This is a genomic window from Vogesella lacus (assembly GCF_979366295.1).
This window is the reverse complement of sequence record NZ_CEETQT010000017.1, coordinates 1-18,238: the sequence shown is the minus strand read 5'-3', so window position 1 is coordinate 18,238 and position 18,238 is coordinate 1. Positions and strand designations below refer to the sequence as shown.

The window sequence follows — 18,238 nt, the reverse complement described above, 5'->3', positions numbered from 1 at the left end:
AATCTTGCCGGCAACACTGGCAAGAAATGAAAAAGCCGCCACACTCGTGACGGCTTTTTCATTCTTTACCCTGCCATACTCACCACATAGCCAGTTCCGCGCCAATCTTGGCTGCCGGCACCTTCTGCAAGCGCAACAAGGCGGCATGCGCCGGCAAACTACCGCAACGCCGCTCTACGCACGTCTGAAGATGCAGCCAAAGGTTGGCCGCCATCTCGGCATCGGCCAGCGCCCGGTGGGCGCGGCCGGTATCCGGCAGCCCCAGCCAGCGATTTAGCGTTCCCAGCTTGTGATCCGGTGCCTGCGGCAACAAACGCCGCGCCAGCAACATGGTGCAGGCAAAATCTTGCCGCACCGGCAAATCCAGTCGACCCAGCTCGTACTCCCAGAATTTGCGATCGAACGATGCATTGTGTGCCACCAGCGCTGCATCGCCGACAAACTCTGCTGCCTCGCGCATTACCGCTTCGGCTGATGGTGCCGCCTGCAGCATGGCATTGCTGATGCCGGTCAGCTGGGTGATAAAGGCATTCACCCGCACGCCGGCATTCATCAGACTCTGGTAACGCGACACCACCGCGCCGTCCTGCAGCAAGACAATACCGATCTCGGTCGCCCGACCCTCTCTACCTGGGCTGATGCCCGTCGTTTCGAAGTCGATTACGGCGATGCGTTCGCTCATGCCAGCGCCTGCTTGGCCGCCTCTTCAGGACTCAGACCATCGTAAAACATGTCGGTAAACCATTCGGCCTGCTCTTCGATGTATTCCTGGGTTTCGCGCTGACTGGCACCCGCCTCGATCAGCAAAGCCTCAACCGCCTCACACCAGGCCAACAATGCCAGAGTTTCCTCATCCAGCTCTTCATCTTTTCTACGCGACATTTCAATACCCTCCAGCAAAAACACGATTGTAAGCCAAAGCAGGCTTCCCAATGACATATCGCCATCAGACAACTCATGGCAAACTGCCTGAAGCAAGCCCCATCACACAACAATAGCCATACAGGAGGAATGATGAGCAAGCTCAAATACAACCAAGGCAGCCCGGCACAAATTGCACTGGGTGAATACCCGCAATTTACCGAGCAGGAAATGCTGGATCGCACCGCCGCCTTTTACGACTACATGAAACGCCGCCGCAGCATCCGCGAATTCTCGGATCGCCCGATATCGCGTGCCGTCATCGAAAACTGCCTGCTGACTGCCGGCACCGCACCCAGCGGCGCCAACCATCAGCCCTGGCATTTTGTCGTTATCTCAGACCCCGCAATGAAACGGCAAATCCGCGAAGGTGCCGAGGCGGAAGAGCGCGAATTCTACGAACATCGCGCCCCGCAAGAATGGAAAGACGCCCTCGCCCCGCTGGGCACAGATGCCAGCAAACCGTTTCTGGAAACCGCGCCTTACCTGATTGCCATCTTCGGCCAGAAAAAAACCGTGCTGCCTGATGGCGAAGAAATGAAGAATTACTACGTACCGGAGTCGGTATCGTTGGCCGCAGGCTTTTTGATCGCCGCGCTGCATCAGGCCGGGCTGGCCACCCTGACCCACACCCCCAGCCCGATGAACTTTCTCAATCAGCTGCTGGATCGCCCCATGCACGAAAAGCCCTACATCCTGCTGGTGGTCGGCTATCCGGCCGAGGGCTGCATGGTGCCCAATATCAGCAAGAAAACACTGACAGAAATGGCCAGCTTTATCTGAACCTCGCCATGACAAAGCGGCAAGTTCCTGCCGGAGCTTGCCGCTTTGTTTTGCCGACTCTGCGCTTACAGCGCGAAATGCTCGGCCAAGGCCTCGGCCACGCCTGCCTCGTCGTGGTGACCGATTACCCGTGCAGCCGGAACCAGTCGCGGCAAATCAGCATGTGCATTGGCCATCACGTGCGGATAAGCCACCAGCTGCAACATCTCGACATCGTTCAGATTGTCGCCAAACGCTGCGCAATCGGCCGCCTCCAGCCCCAGGTGAGCCAGCAGACGCGCCAGCGCGCTTCCCTTGTGCGTCAACGGCGCCATGACTTCCAGATACTGCGGCTGCGAGTAGGTCATCACCAACTGACCCTCAAAACGCTCGCGGATATCGTGCTCCACCACTTGCAGCTGCGCCGGCTCGCCGCAGTAGATGATCTTGGCAACATCGGCTGCCTGGAAATTGGCCGGATCCTCCAGCACAGCGGCAATACCGGTGTAGTGCTGCAGATTGCTGCTGGCATGCCACGCCAGAATGCCGCTATCGCGATAAACCGCCACCTCGACCCCGCGCACCAGTGCCGGCTGCAACAGCTTGTTGACCAGCCGCGCATCCAGGTTGGCCGCATGAATCAGGGTATTGTCTGCCGCATGAATGCGCGCACCATTGGCACTGATTACCGGCACCGCCGGCAGATCAGCCGGCCAGAAACGACGCACGGCATCCAGATGACGGCCAGTGGCAATCGCTACCTGCACACCTTGCGCCAACAGCTTGCCCAGCACCTCCTGACTGCGCGGTGCGATGCGCGAATCGGCGTCCAGCAAAGTGCCATCAAGATCACTGACTACCAGTTTCATCATTCTTACTCCATGCATGATCGTGCAAACACATTGCCACATCGTGCAGAGACATGCAAACAAAACCAGCAAAACTGTGCACAACCAGGAATTAATTGACCAAATCCGGCAATATCGTGCACGATCAGGCAGAAACATCACGGAGCCATCATGCGCAAGGACAAACCCGCCAACAACAGCCTGCCCGGCGACCGGCAGCTTTATATCCGCCAGCAACTGGCAAAGCACGGTCGCGTCCTGGCCAGCGAACTGGCCGCCACCCTTGCCATCTCGGAAGACTCGATCAGACGCGATCTGCGCGAACTGGCCGCCCAGGGCGTGTGCCAGCGGGTTTATGGTGGCGCGATCGCCCTCACCCCCAATACCGGCAACTTTTTGCAGCGCCAGCACGAAAACGTTGGCCGCAAGGCAAAACTGGCACAAACCGCCGTCCGTCAGCTGCAGGCCGGCCAATTCGTGTTTCTGGATGCCGGCACCACCAATCTCGAGATTGCGCGCGCCCTGCCGGAAGGGCTCCCGCTGACCGTCGCCACCAATTCGATTCCGATTGCCGCCGCCCTTTTCGGCAAGAGCTGGCTAGAGGTATTGGTGCTGGGCGGGCGGATGGACCAGCAGATAGGCGGCACGCTGGGCAGCATCCCGACCCTGATGCTGCAAACCATGCATCCCGACATCTGCTTTCTCGGCACCTGCTCGGTTGATGCCGAGCTGGGCATCGGCACCACCATCGCCGATGAAGCCGCCTTCAAGCGCCTGCTGGTCGCCCAGTGCGGCCAGACCTTGCTTGCCGTTACCAATGAAAAGCTGGATACCGCCTCGCCGTTTTCAGTCGCCCAGCTTGGCGACGTCGGCGGCCTGATTGTCGAAGCCGATGCCGATCCGGCCAGACTGCTCCACCTGCAAGGCGCGGGAGTGCCGCTGATTCTGGCCGACTGATTTTCGGATCCTCGCTCAACGTAGCCCATTGCGCCATGGGCTACCCTGCCAATCTGGCTCAGACAAAGTCATCACACCAGCCAAACCACCCCATCTTCTCCTTGACTGCCCACACAGCCACTACAAATACTGAAATCGCCACCAAAATGCCAAGCCGGTCATATAGATGCCTTTTCAGGAGCAAGATGCCATGTCCGCCCAAGCAATGGATCTCGATCGCAACGCCCTGAACTTCTCTGGTGGCCCTGGCGCCCTGCCGCAAAACGTCTTACTGCAAGTACAGCAAGCCATTCTGGCGATCCCCGAGGTAGGGCTTTCCATCTTGGGCATCAGCCACCGCTCAAGCTGGTTTGAATCCGTCATTCACGAGGCCACGCAAAACATCCGGACCCTGTTGGCCGTGCCCGATGATTACCGGATTCTCTTCCTGCAAGGCGGGGCCACTCAACAGTTCGCCACCATTGCCATGGGCTTACTCAATCGTGGTGGCAAACCCGCCGACTATCTTTGCACTGGCTACTGGAGCAGCAAAGCCATCGACGCGGCACGCCATGCCGGCAACATCCGTCTTGCATGGAGTGGCGAGGCCAGCCAATACTCACGACTGCCAGCTCCTGAGGAGCTGGAACTCGCCGCTGATGCACCATTCTTTCATTACATCAGCAACGAGACCGTCGAGGGCCTGCAATTTACTGACATCCCGGGACGAGATGATGTGCTGCGCATCTGTGATATGTCTTCAGACTTTCTGTCAAAGCCGGTAGACGTTGGCCGCCACGATCTGATTTATGCCCACGCCCAAAAAAATATCGGCCCGGCAGGCATCACCATTGTCATCATCCACAATTCACTGGCAGAACAGATGGGCGACAGGCTGCCGGCCTTTCTGGACTATCGCTCTCACATCAAAGCCAACTCGATTTTCAACACGCCACCCGTCTTCGCCATCTATGTCGTACTGCTGATTACCCGCTGGCTACGCAATGACATCGGTGGCCTGACAAACATGCATGCCTTGAATCAGGCCAAAGCCGACTGCATCTATACAGCGATTGATCAAAACCCGCAGCTGTACCGTGGACACAGCCAGCTGCGCGATCGCTCATTGATGAATGCCACATTCCACCTGCCAGACAGCCGGCTTGAACAACACTTCCTGACTAGCGCGGAAGGCCATGGCATGAGCGGATTGGCCGGACATCGTGCCGCTGGCGGCATACGTGCCTCCCTGTATAACGGCCTGACGCTGGCCGCAGCCCAGACCTTGGCCGCCTTCATGACCGACTTTGCGCGTCAGTATTAGCCCATCCGGACCAAAGCCATTCATCCGCACGCCAGAGCGCCCTCTCCCGAACCTGTACCGGAAGCCACCTCATGACACTTGCCGATAGCAGCATCGCCACACAAGCAACAGATAATCCGATCGCCGCGAAACACGGGGCTGGCTGGTTGAAATGGATTGACGAGGCACTGAGCGCCGGCTGCAAGCCATCGGCACTGGTCAGCACCATGGCCGCCGCCGTCTGGCAGCGGGAGGATGCCATCCTTGCCCTGCAAGAAAGGGCAACCTGCCTCGGCATTTCGATCAAGCCGCATTGCTCGCGGCCAACGATTCCCAAGGACGACACGTTTGCCCTTTCTGACGGACAAATCATTACCGTATTAAGCCGGATTGCACACCCCAATGCTGTGGTTATGGCCAATGTATTTACCCCGGCCGAATGTCAGGCACTCATCGAATGCGCTGCTCAAAAAGGCTTGCATCACTCCAGTGTGGTGGATGCCGGCAGCGGCAATAGCGTCATGCACGAAGCCCGCACCAGCTCAGGCGTTTTCCTGACCCACAATGATCTGCCACTGGTGGCCCAACTCGAGCAGCGCCTTGCCGAACTCAGCAATTGGCCGGCAGAGCGCGCCGAAGGAATACAGATACTGCGCTATGCCCCGGGGCAGCAGTACAAACCCCACTTTGACTGGTTCAATCCCGAAAAACCCGGCTCGGCCGTGCATCTGCAACGCGGCGGCCAACGGGTAGGCACTATCGTCATTTACCTGGCAACAGCCGAATCCGGTGGCGGCACATCCTTTCCCAAAGCCGGTATCGAAGTACGTCCACCACTGGGTGGTGCCGTCTTTTTCAATGATGTTGACGAGCTTGGCATGCCCGACGACATGTCACTGCACGGCGGCACACCGGTCAATCGCGGCACCAAAATCGTGGCGACTTACTGGCAACGCGAGCACGAACACCCTCGCGCCACAAACAAGCCGCCAAGTACCAGCACAGTAAGCGCTTCTGCGGAACCATTGCACACGACAGCAGCCACCAGCGACCCGAACCCGCAGCGGCAAATCGATGCTGAAGTCCGCCAGCTGATGAAGAAAGACCGTGCTGCGGCACTGGCACTAGCCAGAGACTGGTCACAACGGCACCCCGATCACATTTATTCCCGCCTGATGTACGCATGGACACTCGGTGCCAACGGCCATTTCGAGGATGAAATCCGCGAACTGCAGCAATGTGCCAGTGTCGCGCCTGATCAACATATCTCGCGCTGCCTGGCACTAGCCTGTCACCGGATTGGTGATTACGCCGCCAGTTTCCATCATCGCCTGCAAGTGCTGACCTATCCGCAACACGAGGCTCACGATGTACTGCGTGCCGCTTTTGCGGCCAACCTCAATGGTCAACGTGATTGGGCTCGTTCGCTGCATCACACTGCCGGCAAATCCCTGCAAACGGCTGAAGGATTATTCGGCCAGTTCCTGACCGAGCAGCAACACTCACGGCTGAAGACAAAAATCCGCGAGCAATTGCTGGCGCTGGGCGAGCGCAGTGACCAAGCCGTATGGTTCTGGAAAGAACATGACGCTCACCCCTATCGGGTCATGGACAACAAGCGCGGCCTGAATGCCCTTATCCGTACGGCCTGCCAGCGAACACCCGACTGGTGGCCAGAAACTTATGACCTGTCCGACAGCCAGCAACAAGCCGATCTGGCCCTTGCTGCAGACCCGCAAGCATGGTGGATCTATAAACGCGCCAACCTGGTCGCCACCCAAGGGTGCCACGTTGGCCGCGGCCCGCTGCAAAGCTGGCTTAGTCCGCAAGATCTTGCCGCCGATGCCATCATTCAGCGTTACCTAGACAAACCCTGCCTGGCGGCCGGACGCAAGTTCAACCTGCGCCTGCAGCTTTGTCTGCAAGCTCCCTACCCTGAGGCGGCCTTTCTCTGGCATGACGGACTCGCCTTCCTTGCCACCTCGGACTACCAACCGGACAGTTTTACTCATGACAGAGCCGCGCATTTCGTCAATCCGCTGACCGCCCATCGCGAGCTGCTAAGCACCCCGATCGGTCCCTATCCGGCACCGGGCATGGCCTTACGACAGTTTCTGGCGTTGAGCTTTGATAGCGACACTGGTGCAAGAATCATGGCAGACCTGACACAACTGGCGCGCGAGGTAGTGGCGATACTGGAGGCTGGCGGACTGCTGGGCGCGATAAGAGACATCCCGAACTGGCGCGCCATGCCACCAAAATTTTTCGGCATGGATGTCGGCCTGGATGCCCAGTTAAAGCCCTGGCTGTTCGAGCTGGAACGCTTCTCCGGCATGGGCACCGGCAATCCGGGATCAAAAGCCGTGCTTGCCCGCTTCAGGCAAGACTGGCTGCCTTTTGCCCTTGGCATGCCATCAGAGCGCTTTCTGCCCTTGTCCTAAAGCGGGAATGCCGGATCGGACAGGAACGACAAGGGCCCGACAGGGCCCTTGTTACACAATATGCGCATGGCGCATCAAGGTTGGTCTCAGGTAAAGTCAATCACCGCCATCACATCAAAGCCCTTGGGCAAGCCAACCAGTTCGATCGTACCGCCAGCATCACCACCAACATTAATAGCGGCAACTTTGCCTCCTTGCATGACAAGCTGCACCTGACTGGCAGAGACATTGAGCGCCGAAAGGTCAATCCTGTCATTACTGCCTAGTCCGTAAATCGTGTCACGTCCAAAATTGGCCTCAAACACGAATACATCGCTGCCGCTGCCACCATACAACTTGTCATTCCCAGTACCGCCGTTCATGACACCGCCGCCTTGCAAGGCTTTCAGGATGTCATTCCCGGCACCGCCCAGCAATGTCTCATTACTGCCGTGGCTGATGATCAGATCATCGCCAGCTCCACCAGCCACAATGTCATTACTGCCAAAACTGTTCATGACATCATTCCCTGCCGTACCGAACACCGTTGGCGGAGGAGGTGGCTCCGGCGGCGGCGGAGGGGGTGGCTCCGGCGGCGGCGGCGGTGCTCCACCATCTCCATCTACAGGAGGTGGCGGCGCAGCACCATCTCCATCAGGAGGCGGAGGTTCCGGAGGGGGTGGCGGTGGTGGTGGAGGTGCCCCACCGTCTCCATCAGGTGGCGGCGGTGGCGCACCACCATCACCATCATTGAAATAGTAATCAGCCATGAAATGACTCCTTGTTCTTGCATCAGGCCGAACAGCACCGATCCTCCCGCAAGGAGGACTTAATTGAATCTAGCAAGCCCCGCCTTCAATTCAAGAAGTCACACATCACAAACGATTCGATAATTGAAATCTTCTTACAAAATAAAAAACATCTTGGCAACAAATGCCAAAAAACTATGCAAAATGACACATTGAGCAAACTCCCCTCTTCCAAAAGTCTCGCCCTGTCATCAATGTTGGCAACACGGGAAAGACCATTCAATGTCCACAGTGATGCACCTCGATGGTGGCGTGGGCAATCTCTTCGTGAATCGCCAGCGCCGCCCTGATGGCCTCGGCGCTCAATGCCTGATCATGGCTGACGACAGTCAGCGCACAAGCGTATGATTCGCGGCCAACCCGCCAGACATGCAGATCAGTCAGCTTCGCCTCACCCGGACAGGCGGCTATGACTTCGCGAATCTCGGCCACCACCGGATGATCCATCTCGCGATCCAGCAACACCTTGCCGGTTTCGACCAGCAAACCGCGCGCCCAGATTGCCACCAGTACCGCGCCCAATACGCCCATCAGCGGGTCCAGCCAGGCCCAGCCGTACAGCCAGCCACCAAACAAGGCCACGATTGCCAGCACCGAGGTCACGGCATCGGCGATAACGTGCAGATACGCCGACTTGAGATTCAGATCATGTGCGTGATGTGCATCGTGATGCCCGTCATGTTGATGCGCATGCTCATGGTGATGATGTCCATGGCCATGATGGTGGTCATGATGATGCGCCTTGCCCAGAATCAGCGCACACACCACATTGACCACCAGACCCAGCACCGCCACCAAGATGGCCTGCTGGTAATGAATGGCCTGCGGGGAAATCAGCCGCTCGACCGAACCCAGCACCATCATGACCGCCACCCCGAGCAGGAAAATGGCACTGGCAAAACCGGCAAGGATTTCGATCTTCCAGGTGCCGAAGGCAAAACGCGCATCGCTGGCATAGCGGCGCGCCATCGCATAGGCAAAGGCCGACAAGCCGATGGCGACCGCGTGCGAGCTCATATGCCAGCCATCCGCCAGCAAGGCCATCGAGTTGAACCACCAGCCAGCCGTGATTTCGACCAGCATGGTCAGCGCGGTAATCGCCATCACCAGCCGCGTGCCTCGCTCTGCGGCCTGATTGCCACGGTCAAACTCGTGACTGTGAGTCCACTGCGCCTGATTGTCGCTATGCATAAATCCTCCGCTATCGCCTAGCACGACAGGCGCACCAGCCATACATTATCAAAACATGAAATGTAGCATTGCCATGCACAGCCCGACAGCCGACAGGATTCAGCCCAGCCAGCCTCAGTACTCGACACCCAGATTGAAATAACCGGTCAGCTTGCCGCCCTTGCCATGCCCTACCCCGAGAAATGCCGGGCCCAGCAAGGTATCCGCGCCGATAAAGATTGAAGCCGCCGGCAACCACAAGGGCTTGGGATCCTCCTGCAACAAGGACCAGATACGCCCAAGTTCGGCCGATGCCCCGACGTACAAGCCGGAGCCCAAGGCCGACGGCAGGCTGGCGACCCGCCACGACGCCATGCCACGCGCAAACAGCATGCGGTGGCCGAGCAATTCGCCCGGCTGATAGCCGGACAGATTACGGAAACCGCCAAGCTCGTAGACATCACCACTGCCCTGGCTGTCGCTATAACCACCGCGCACCGTGAAACGCCAGCTGATATCACGACGGTCGGTCTTTACGGTATCCAGCATGAAGCTGGTGCTCGGATGCGGATCTGCATCCAGACTATTGTGCAGCGGCTTGCGCACCTCCAGCTGCAAGGCATAGCCATCGCGCGGCCAACGTGGATTGTCCAGCTGGTCTAGCGTCAGCCGCGTCAATAAGCCCGACTCGCGTGCCTGACTGCTGCTGCGGTCAACCAGCTCGGTTTCACCAACCGACAAGGACAGGCTGTCGCGCATGGCATACCAGCCAGTACGCCACTCGCCAAGACTGCCGAGGCTCCAGCCTGCATCCAGATTGGCCTGGGTGGTCAGCCGCATGACCTCGGCCTCGGGCTGGTGATCGCCGACAAACAGCTTGTAACGCTTTTCGCGCCGGCTGCTGCCTGCGGCCACAAAGAATGGCGAGTTGGCCGACAAGGGCTGCAGCCACTCGGCATGCAGCGTCGGCTCTTCACCCAGCTTTACCTCGGCCAGCAGGCTGCCACCGGCAGGATTCAGCCAGCTGCGCTTGTACTCGCCCAGCAGCGAAAAAGTGGCATCCCCCTGACTGTTGCTGCGCAGCTCCAGCCCGCCACGCAAGTAATTCGGCCCGGTATGGCGCTCTTGCAGATGAACGTCGGCGATATGGCTGCCCTGCTGTTCGCGCAGGGTGTAATCCAGCTTGTCGAGATCCCCCTCGGCAAACACCTCGTTCAGTTTCTGATGCAGCGCACCAAGACCGAGGCGACTGCCGATCGCCAGCTTTTGCTGCATGGCGGCCGGGTCGACAAACTCGAAATTGCCGGCCAGATTGATCTGGTCAATGCGCACGCTCGCCTTCTGGCCATGCCGCTGTTGCCATTCGGCGTATTGCGCTGGCGCGATGCCCAGCGCAGCCAGCCTGTCGACAATCGCCCGTGCGGCCAACCTGCCGGCCTCGATAATGCGCGCATTGTCGGCAAAGTCAGCCGGCGAGATACCGTCCAGCTGCGGGCGGATCAGGATGTCTTGCGGCCCGAGTCGCGCCAGCGATTCGCGGCTATTGCGCGCCACCATCAGATAAGTGGTCTGGTCGAGCACATCAAGAAAATTGCCCAGTTGCTCGCGCGGCACCGGCGGCGTACCAACATCGACCACGATCAATACATCCGCACAGCGCCCTTGCAATTCCTCTACCGGCAGCTGTCGTGCCAAACCACCGTCCACCAGCACGCGGCCATCATGCTCCACCGGGGCAAACATGCCGGGCACGGCCATGCTGGCACGCATCGCCAGGCTCAGATCGCCTTTGTCGAACACCACGGCATCGCCGTTTTCCAGATCAGTCGCCACCGCACGAAACGGAATGCTCAGCCCGTCAAAACTCGCTTCGCTACGCGCACGCGTCAGCTGGCGGATGTAAAGATCAATGCCCTGCGCATTGATCGCCGCCTTGGGCAAACGCAGCTTGCCGTCGCGCAGGCCCAAAGTCAGGTCAAAGTAATTGCGGTTATCACTCTGCTTGCGGTTGTAAGGCACCTGCTGCCGCGGTGGCTTGCCCGCCAGCAGACCATCCCAGTTCGCCTCGGCGAACTGCTTTTCCAGCTCATCCAGCGGCTGGCCGCTGGCATACGCGCCGCCAATCAGCGCACCAGCAGAAGTGCCCGCCATACAGGCAATCGGCACCCGCAGCTTTTCCAGCTCCTGCAACACCCCCAGATGGGCAAAACCACGCGCCCCGCCGCCACCAAGCACCACCCCGATGCGCGGCGGATCAGCTGCCTGCACCTGCAGCCCACTGGTCAGCAGCCATAGCATCAGCACCGACTTGCCGCCAGCAAGGGCAAAGCTTGGCCGCAAATGCTTAAGTACACGGGAGAGTTGATGAGACATGAATACGCTTCCAGACAGATTCGACGGGGACTGACTACACAGGCAGGCGAAGCATTATGCCAATACCAAGCCAGAACAGGCCGCAAATAAACAGGCCTCACCCCGCAAGATACACAGATGACAATAATAAAAGCGGGTGCCCATCCGCAGCCAAATGCGCATAATGAATGCAGATAGCAAGGAATACGCTGATTATTAAAGGAAAAACATAAAATGAAGCAGCAACTACGCAAGGCCGGCTTTATCGTATTGGCAGCATTTGCCGTCAGCGGCAGCCTGCTGCTCGATTACTACCTGCCGGAAAACAGCATCACCACCATTACCGGTGTCGAAGTGAAACTGGCCGACAAGGATGGCTTGATCAGCCAGCAAAACCCGCCCGACCAGCCGGTTCGCGATATGTACCTTATCTACACCCAGCATGCGATTGACGATGTACGCGTCTACCGCAACGAAGACACCGGCTGGAGCTGGCCGCCCTATCTGAAATTTGACTCGTCCGACGTCCAGGCCACCGCCCGCGCCCTCGAAAACGCCCGCCAGCCCGCCTATCTGACCAGCTACGGCTGGCGCGTCAATATGTTCTCGCTCTACCCCAACGTCACCCGCATCCGTCTCGCCGAAGACGGCGAAAGCACCTGGAACCTGGTGCGCTGGCTAAGCGGCAGTCTGTGGCTGGGCTTGTTAGGCTGGCTGGGCTGGCAACTGCAGCGCCGCACGTCGCAGCTCCCTGCGGCAAATCCAAAGCCTTGATTGCTGCCCGACATACCTGGCAAGGAAATAAATAGCTCTTTCCACAGGCGAACTTAAACCAGAAGCAACCGCCAGTTATCCTGAGTCAACAAATTACACTAACACTTATGAAATACTTATATCATTAACAAACACTACACCCTCTTTGAATCTGCTCCGAGGATGAATTGAATACAAACCGCGTCTTCTGGATCACTGGGTTACCTGCTGCAGGTAAAACCACCTTGGCTGAGAAGTTGCAAGCCGCCTTAAACGCCCAAGGGCAAACTGCCATCTTGCTAGATGGTGATCTTCTGCGCCGTGGCCTGTGTGCCGATTTGGGTCTCAGCCCTGCCGACCGGCAGGAAAACATCCGTCGAGCTGGCCAGCTTGCCAAGCTGCTGCACAATCAGCACGTCAACGTGGTTTGTGCTTTTGTCTCCCCCTACCAGGCCGACCGCGATGGTGTACGCGCCCTGTTTACCGTGGGCGAGTTTGTCGAGATTCACCTGGCAACATCTTTGGCCGAATGCCAGCGCCGCGACCCCAAAGGCCTGTACGCTCGTGCAGCCAACGGCCAGCTACCAGGCCTGACAGGCGTGGATGCTCCCTATGAAGTGCCATCCGCCCCCGAGTACACCTTCGACACCACGCATTGCTCTGCCGAACTAATCGCCAGTCGAATTCTGGAATCCACCTCTTAAAATGCAAAAATTCCATTTCATCAGCGGCCTTCCACGCTCAGGCTCGACCTTGCTGTCCGCCATCCTGCGACAGAACCCGCGCTTTCAGGCGGGCATGAGCAGCCCGGTAGCCGGTTTTGTCAGCACCTTGCTATCGCAAGTCAGCGCCGGCAGCGAGTTTGCGTCGCAAGTCGACAACGCCCAACGCAAGAACCTGCTGCGCGGCCTGTTCCAGTCGTATTACCTGCATGAGACTGACAAGGACGTCATCTTCGATACCAATCGTATGTGGTGCGCGCGCATGCCGCTGCTGCAAGACCTGTTTCCCGAATCGAAAGTGATTGCCTGTGTGCGCAATGTGGCCTGGGTGATGGATAGCATCGAAAGCAAATACCGCAGCAACCCTTACGAATACACCAAACTGTTTGGTAACAACGCCGGACGTAGCACCGTTTACCAGCGACTGGAAGGCCTGGCCCAGCACGACCAGCTGGTCGGCTTTGCCTGGGCTGCGCTGCGCGAGGCATTTTACGGCGAGCATGCCAGCCGTTTGCTGGTGGTGGATTACGATCTGCTGACGCAGGCCCCGCAAAAGGTATTGCCGCTGATTTACCGTTTTCTCGGCGAAACGCCATTCGATCATGATTTCGACAATGTCGAATATGACGCCCCTGATTTTGATTTACAGCTGGGTATACCCGGTCTTCACCGTGTCAAACCCAAAGTGGAACACACCGAGCGGCGCAGCATCTTGCCGCCGGATTTGTTCGAGAAATACAGCCAACTGACCTTCTGGACCGATCCGAGTGGCAGTGCCGCCAATGTGATCGCACCCAAACCGACTGCCAAGGAAATGGAATCATGAGAGAGCTGCCACAGGACCTGTACATCACCAATCAGACACCTGATACCCAAACCAGCCCGCTTGCGGCCAACCTTGACAGTCTGACCGTGCTCAGCGATCCATCCCGCAGCCTGGGCGAGCTGTCACTGGCCAGTGTGCGCAAAGAAGTGGTGTTTGTAGAAAGTGATCTGCCAGATCTGGCAACCCTGCTGGCCGGGATTTCGCCAGACAAAACGGTATATGTTCTGGATAGCACACAGGATGGCCTGCAACAGATGCTGCAGCATCTGGCGGGCCAGCAGGATATTGATGCGATCCACCTGCTGTCGCACGGCCGCGCCGGCGTGGCCGATCTGGGTAGCACTTTGCTGGATACCGCTCAACTGGCGGCGCGCCAAGCGGAATGGAAACAGATCGAGCAAAGCCTGAGTGCGGATGCCGACTTTGTGCTGTATGGCTGCAATACGGGCGCGGGCGAGGTTGGCCGCACGCTCGTAAGCGAGCTGGCGCTGGTGACCGGCGCAGATGTGGCCGCATCAGATGATTTGACGGGAAATGAACAACAAGGTGGTGATTGGGATTTGGAGGTAAAGCAAGGTCAAATTGATGCCACAGCATTAATCAGCCGTGAATTTATTGAAAATTATCAGCAAACCTTGGCGCTGAGCAATGTAACAATCAATTTCGATACCAACCCTTCATATTCTGACGACGGTGATGGGTCATATAAAGCAAGTCAAAACGCAGGCTACAAGATCAATAATAGCAACAGCTATAGGTTTGTAGCTGATGGAGAAAGTAAAGCCACCTCCGTCCAGAGCGTTGCCCCAGACAATACGCACAAAGCTTTACAATTGTACGGCTACGGGGAGACAAAACTCACTTTTTCATTCGATGGCTCGGCGGTATTTACCCCAACGTCGATCAAGTTTTATAACAAGTATTTCGTCCCAGCCCATGGTGCTTATGCGCAGACTTTGTATTTACAAGCGTATAACAACAGTGGTGTTGTTGGCAGTAAACTGACGGTCTCAATACCAGCCGGCTCATTAAGCTCCCAAACGGTGACCTTTACAGGTGGCGCAGCCGTCAGCGATATCACCAAGCTGGTATTGACTGCCGCCAGTGGCAGCGAGCTTAACTATATATATATCGACGATTTTGTTTTTGCTGATATTCACATCCCGGTATCTGACTCCACCCCGCCTGAACTGAACTCCATCTCGCTCTCTGACAGCGCGCTTAAAGCCGGTGAAACCGCCACGGTCACCTTCACCTTCTCAGAAGCAGTGACAGGTTTTGACAACAATGACATTACAGTGCCCAACGGTACATTGTCTTCGGTCAGCTCCTCAGATGGCGGCACAACCTGGACTGCTACTTTTACACCGGCATCCTCAGTAGAAGACAGCAGCAATGTCATCTCAGTAGTTATGAACGGTGTGCAAGATGCTGCCAGTAACAGTGGGACGGGTAGCAAGAGCAGTGATAACTTCATCATTGACACCATTGCACCTACAGCACCCACCACCCCTGACTTGACCGCTGGCACCGATACCGGCGATCTAAACAATGACAATATCACCGGCGACGTCACGCCAACCTTCATCGGCACCGGCGAGATCGGTAGCACGATTACTATCTACGATACTGATGGTAGCACCGTACTGGGCTCCACAGTCAATGTCGGCGGCAAATGGAGCATTACCACGAGCACGCTGAGCCATGGCGCGCACACCATCACGGCCAAACAGACCGATACCTCCGGCAATGTCAGCTCGGCTAGCAGCGGGCTAGGCATTGTGGTGGTCAGCACCGCCCCCACAGTCAGCAGTGTGGCTTATAACGAACGCACCGGCGTTTTGACGGTGACCGGTGCCGACTTTGTCGCGCTGTCAAGCGGTAGCGATATCGACGCGTCCATGCTGACATTCACCGGCGAAGCTGGCACTTATCAGTTGACTGACACCTCGGATGTCGAGATTTCCAGCGCCACATCATTTTCGCTGACCTTATCCGCCACCGATCAAGCCGGTATTCAGCAAATCCTGAATAAAAACGGCACGACGTCCTTCAGCGGCACAACGTATCAACTGGACCTCGCTGAAGGCTGGGATGCCGGCGTAGCTGGCACGCTTGTGTCCGCCATATCCGGCAAGGCGGTCACGACATCCGGCATCGCCACTATCAGCTCTGCAACATATACCGCACACGGCAGCGGGCCGACTGCAGCCGGCACGTTGACGGTGACTGGCACAAATCTGAGCACATCCTCCGACACCATCGACCCGACCAAGCTCACGCTGCAAGTGCTGAATGGCAGCAACGTGGTTGATTTTTATACTCTGACCACGGCTTATAATCCGGCCACTGTCACAGTGGACAGCACCACCCAGTTCAGCATTGTCTTGAATGCGACAGACCAGCTGTTTATCAACGGTCTGTTGAATAACGCCGGCAGCACTTCGATTGACGGGGATCACTTTAACCTGAATGCAGCGGCCGGCTGGAACACCAGTTTTACCTATGCGCCGGACAAGTATGTCTCAACGCCTGCGCTGACCAATTCGGTGAATGTGAATGACGCTGCGGCGCCCGCCGTCACTTCGGCCAGCTTCAACACCATCAGCCAAGTGCTGACTGTCACCGGTATGGACCTGGTAGCATTTTCCGGCAGCAACAATGACATCCAGGTTTCGTATCTGACCCTGACCGGAGCCGGCGGCAAGACTTACACCCTGACGTCAACCGATGTCGATGTTACCTCCGCCACCTCGTTTGCCGTAACGTTGAACAGCGATGACCAGACAGCGCTAGCCATTTTGCTGGATAAAGACGGCACCAAGGCGGACGATAATACGACTTATAACTTGAGCGCTGCGCTGAATTGGAATGGGCAGGTAGCCACCGCCGCCGACACCACCAATGCGCTGACCGTGACCACTTCTGCGCCCAGCGTATCGAAGGTGATGCAAACCTCGGGCGACGGCAGTTATAAAGCCGGCGATACGGTGACTTTCAAGGTCAGTTTCGATCAGGCGGTGGTGGTGGATGACAGCGGCGGCACGCCGCGCATCTTGCTCGAAACCGGCACGACTGACCAATATGCGAGCTATGTGTCCGGCACAGGCAGTGCGGATTTAATTTTTTCCTACGTGGTGCAAGCCGGCGACACCAGCAGCGATTTGCAATACTTCGACACCGCCTCGTTTGATTTGAACAGCGGCACGATTGTGTCGGTGGCGAATGGCAGCACAGCGGACTTGACCCTGCCCGGCACCGGAACCAGCAATTCGCTGGGTGGCTCGTCGGCGCTGGTGATCGACACTACCGCACCTGGTACACCCGGTGCGCCGGATTTGGATGCCGGCAGCGATAGCGGCACATCCAACAGCGACGATTACACCAGCGACAATACGCCAACCTTCTCCGGCACGGCGGACGCCAACACCACCGTGTATTTGTATGACACCGATGGCTCAACCGTGCTCGGCAGCGCCACGGCGGATAGCAGCGGCAATTGGAGCATCACCGCTTCCAGCATGAGCGATGGCAGCCATACTTTGACGGTGAAAGCCAAAGATACGGTTGGCAACTACAGCAGCGCATCAAGCAACTTGAGCGTGACGATTGACGCCAGCGCGCCGACCACTACGGTTTCTACCGTGACCTTCTCGGACGACACCGGCAGCTCCAGCTCGGACTTCATCACCAGCACCGCGAAACAGGATATTTCCGGCACGCTTTCAGCCAAACTGGTAGCGAATGAAACGGTGCAAGTTTCGTTTGATAATGGCGCAACCTGGAACGATGCTTCCGCCACGGTCGGCCAAAGCACGTTCACGCTGAACAAACAAACCCTGTCCGGCACGGACACCATGAAAGTGCGGGTGGTGGACGCAGCCGGCAATACCGGCTCCGCGAAATCGCAGGCATATACAATCGACAGCAGCGCGCCATCAGCCCCATCCGCCCCGGACTTGGATGCCGGCAGCGATTCCGGTTCTTCCAACAGCGACGACAACACCAGCGACAATACGCCGACCTTCTCCGGCACGGCGGAAGCCAACGCCACTGTCACCCTGTATGACACGGATGGCGTAACGGTGCTCGGCACCACCACAGCGGATGGCAGCGGCAATTGGAGCATTACCTCGTCCAGCCTGGACGACGGCGAGCATACGATCAGCGTAAAAGCCACTGATACCGCTGGTAATGCCAGCAGCGCCTCCAGCACGCTGGCGGTGACAATCGACAACAGTGCGCCAAGCACCACCGTATCCACACTAGCGTTTTCAAATGACACCGGCTCTTCCAGCAGCGACTTCATCACCGCGACGGCGGCACAGGATCTCTCCGGCACGCTGGCGGCCAACCTGGCCAGTGGCGAGACCGTGCAGGTCTCCCTCGACAACGGCAAGACCTGGACCGACGCCA

At 57.7% G+C, this 18,238-nt stretch carries 15 protein-coding genes; 8 read left to right on the top strand and 7 right to left on the bottom strand.

Annotation, left to right across the window (positions count from 1 at the left end):
- Positions 1 to 79: 79 nt before the first annotated feature.
- Both ACZ9W6_RS17020 and ACZ9W6_RS17015 read right to left on the bottom strand, forming a co-directional pair.
- Positions 80 to 682, bottom strand: a complete 603-nt coding sequence (locus tag ACZ9W6_RS17020; RefSeq protein ID WP_465192381.1) for a 3'-5' exonuclease — start codon at positions 680 to 682, stop codon at positions 80 to 82.
- A complete protein-coding gene (locus tag ACZ9W6_RS17015) occupies positions 679 to 882 on the bottom strand; it encodes a hypothetical protein (protein WP_465192380.1) in 204 nt (67 codons plus the stop codon). Before ACZ9W6_RS17015 ends, ACZ9W6_RS17020 begins: the two co-directional genes overlap by 4 nt.
- Positions 883 to 1,014: 132 nt before the next feature.
- Here ACZ9W6_RS17015 and ACZ9W6_RS17010 point away from each other — a divergent pair, with 132 nt between their 5' ends.
- Complete coding sequence (locus ACZ9W6_RS17010; RefSeq protein WP_465192379.1) at positions 1,015 to 1,704, top strand: nitroreductase family protein; 690 nt, start codon at positions 1,015 to 1,017, stop codon at positions 1,702 to 1,704.
- Between the two features lie 65 nt (positions 1,705 to 1,769).
- Here ACZ9W6_RS17010 and ACZ9W6_RS17005 read toward each other — a convergent pair whose 3' ends face one another.
- Positions 1,770 to 2,555: an HAD family hydrolase gene (locus ACZ9W6_RS17005; RefSeq protein WP_465192378.1), complete on the bottom strand. Its 786-nt coding sequence runs from the start codon at positions 2,553 to 2,555 to the stop codon at positions 1,770 to 1,772.
- 147 nt (positions 2,556 to 2,702) lie between these two features.
- Between ACZ9W6_RS17005 and ACZ9W6_RS17000 the strand changes: the two genes are divergently transcribed.
- From ACZ9W6_RS17000 to ACZ9W6_RS16990, 3 genes are all read left to right on the top strand, one after another.
- Positions 2,703 to 3,488, top strand: a complete 786-nt coding sequence (locus ACZ9W6_RS17000; RefSeq protein WP_465192377.1) for a DeoR/GlpR family DNA-binding transcription regulator — start codon at positions 2,703 to 2,705, stop codon at positions 3,486 to 3,488.
- Positions 3,489 to 3,678: 190 nt separating this feature from the next.
- Entirely contained in the window at positions 3,679 to 4,791 is a 1,113-nt protein-coding gene (gene serC, locus ACZ9W6_RS16995) for a 3-phosphoserine/phosphohydroxythreonine transaminase (RefSeq protein WP_465192376.1), read from the top strand.
- A 71-nt stretch (positions 4,792 to 4,862) separates the two neighbouring features.
- Positions 4,863 to 7,211 carry a 2OG-Fe(II) oxygenase gene (locus tag ACZ9W6_RS16990; protein ID WP_465192375.1) on the top strand — a complete coding sequence of 783 codons (2,349 nt, stop codon included), beginning with the start codon at positions 4,863 to 4,865 and terminating at the stop codon, positions 7,209 to 7,211.
- Positions 7,212 to 7,297: 86 nt separating this feature from the next.
- On the opposite strand, the gene ACZ9W6_RS16985 is transcribed toward ACZ9W6_RS16990, so the two are convergent.
- The 4 genes from ACZ9W6_RS16985 to ACZ9W6_RS16970 form a co-directional block, all read right to left on the bottom strand.
- The gene (locus ACZ9W6_RS16985) at positions 7,298 to 7,735 is read right to left on the bottom strand and encodes a calcium-binding protein (protein WP_465192374.1); all 438 of its coding nucleotides are present in this window, start codon (positions 7,733 to 7,735) and stop codon (positions 7,298 to 7,300) included.
- A gap of 77 nt (positions 7,736 to 7,812) precedes the next feature.
- Complete coding sequence (locus ACZ9W6_RS16980; RefSeq protein ID WP_465192373.1) at positions 7,813 to 7,998, bottom strand: hypothetical protein; 186 nt, start codon at positions 7,996 to 7,998, stop codon at positions 7,813 to 7,815.
- Positions 7,999 to 8,218: 220 nt separating this feature from the next.
- Positions 8,219 to 9,190 carry a CDF family Co(II)/Ni(II) efflux transporter DmeF gene (gene dmeF / locus ACZ9W6_RS16975; protein ID WP_465192372.1) on the bottom strand — a complete coding sequence of 324 codons (972 nt, stop codon included), beginning with the start codon at positions 9,188 to 9,190 and terminating at the stop codon, positions 8,219 to 8,221.
- Positions 9,191 to 9,304: 114 nt separating this feature from the next.
- On the bottom strand, positions 9,305 to 11,542 hold the full coding sequence (locus tag ACZ9W6_RS16970) for a patatin-like phospholipase family protein (RefSeq protein ID WP_465192371.1): 2,238 nt from the start codon (positions 11,540 to 11,542) through the stop codon (positions 9,305 to 9,307).
- Positions 11,543 to 11,755: 213 nt separating this feature from the next.
- Here ACZ9W6_RS16970 and ACZ9W6_RS16965 point away from each other — a divergent pair, with 213 nt between their 5' ends.
- From ACZ9W6_RS16965 to ACZ9W6_RS16950, 4 genes are all read left to right on the top strand, one after another.
- The gene (locus tag ACZ9W6_RS16965) at positions 11,756 to 12,295 is read left to right on the top strand and encodes a DUF1523 family protein (protein WP_465192370.1); all 540 of its coding nucleotides are present in this window, start codon (positions 11,756 to 11,758) and stop codon (positions 12,293 to 12,295) included.
- Between the two features lie 167 nt (positions 12,296 to 12,462).
- Positions 12,463 to 12,978 (top strand): adenylyl-sulfate kinase, encoded by a 516-nt coding sequence (gene cysC / locus ACZ9W6_RS16960; RefSeq protein ID WP_465192369.1) that lies wholly within the window; start codon positions 12,463 to 12,465, stop codon positions 12,976 to 12,978.
- Position 12,979: 1 nt separating this feature from the next.
- A complete protein-coding gene (locus tag ACZ9W6_RS16955; protein WP_465192368.1) occupies positions 12,980 to 13,822 on the top strand; it encodes a sulfotransferase family protein in 843 nt (280 codons plus the stop codon).
- The coding region (locus ACZ9W6_RS16950; protein WP_465192367.1) for an Ig-like domain-containing protein at positions 13,819 to 18,238 on the top strand (4,420 nt) is incomplete at its 3' end. The genes ACZ9W6_RS16955 and ACZ9W6_RS16950, both read left to right, overlap by 4 nt.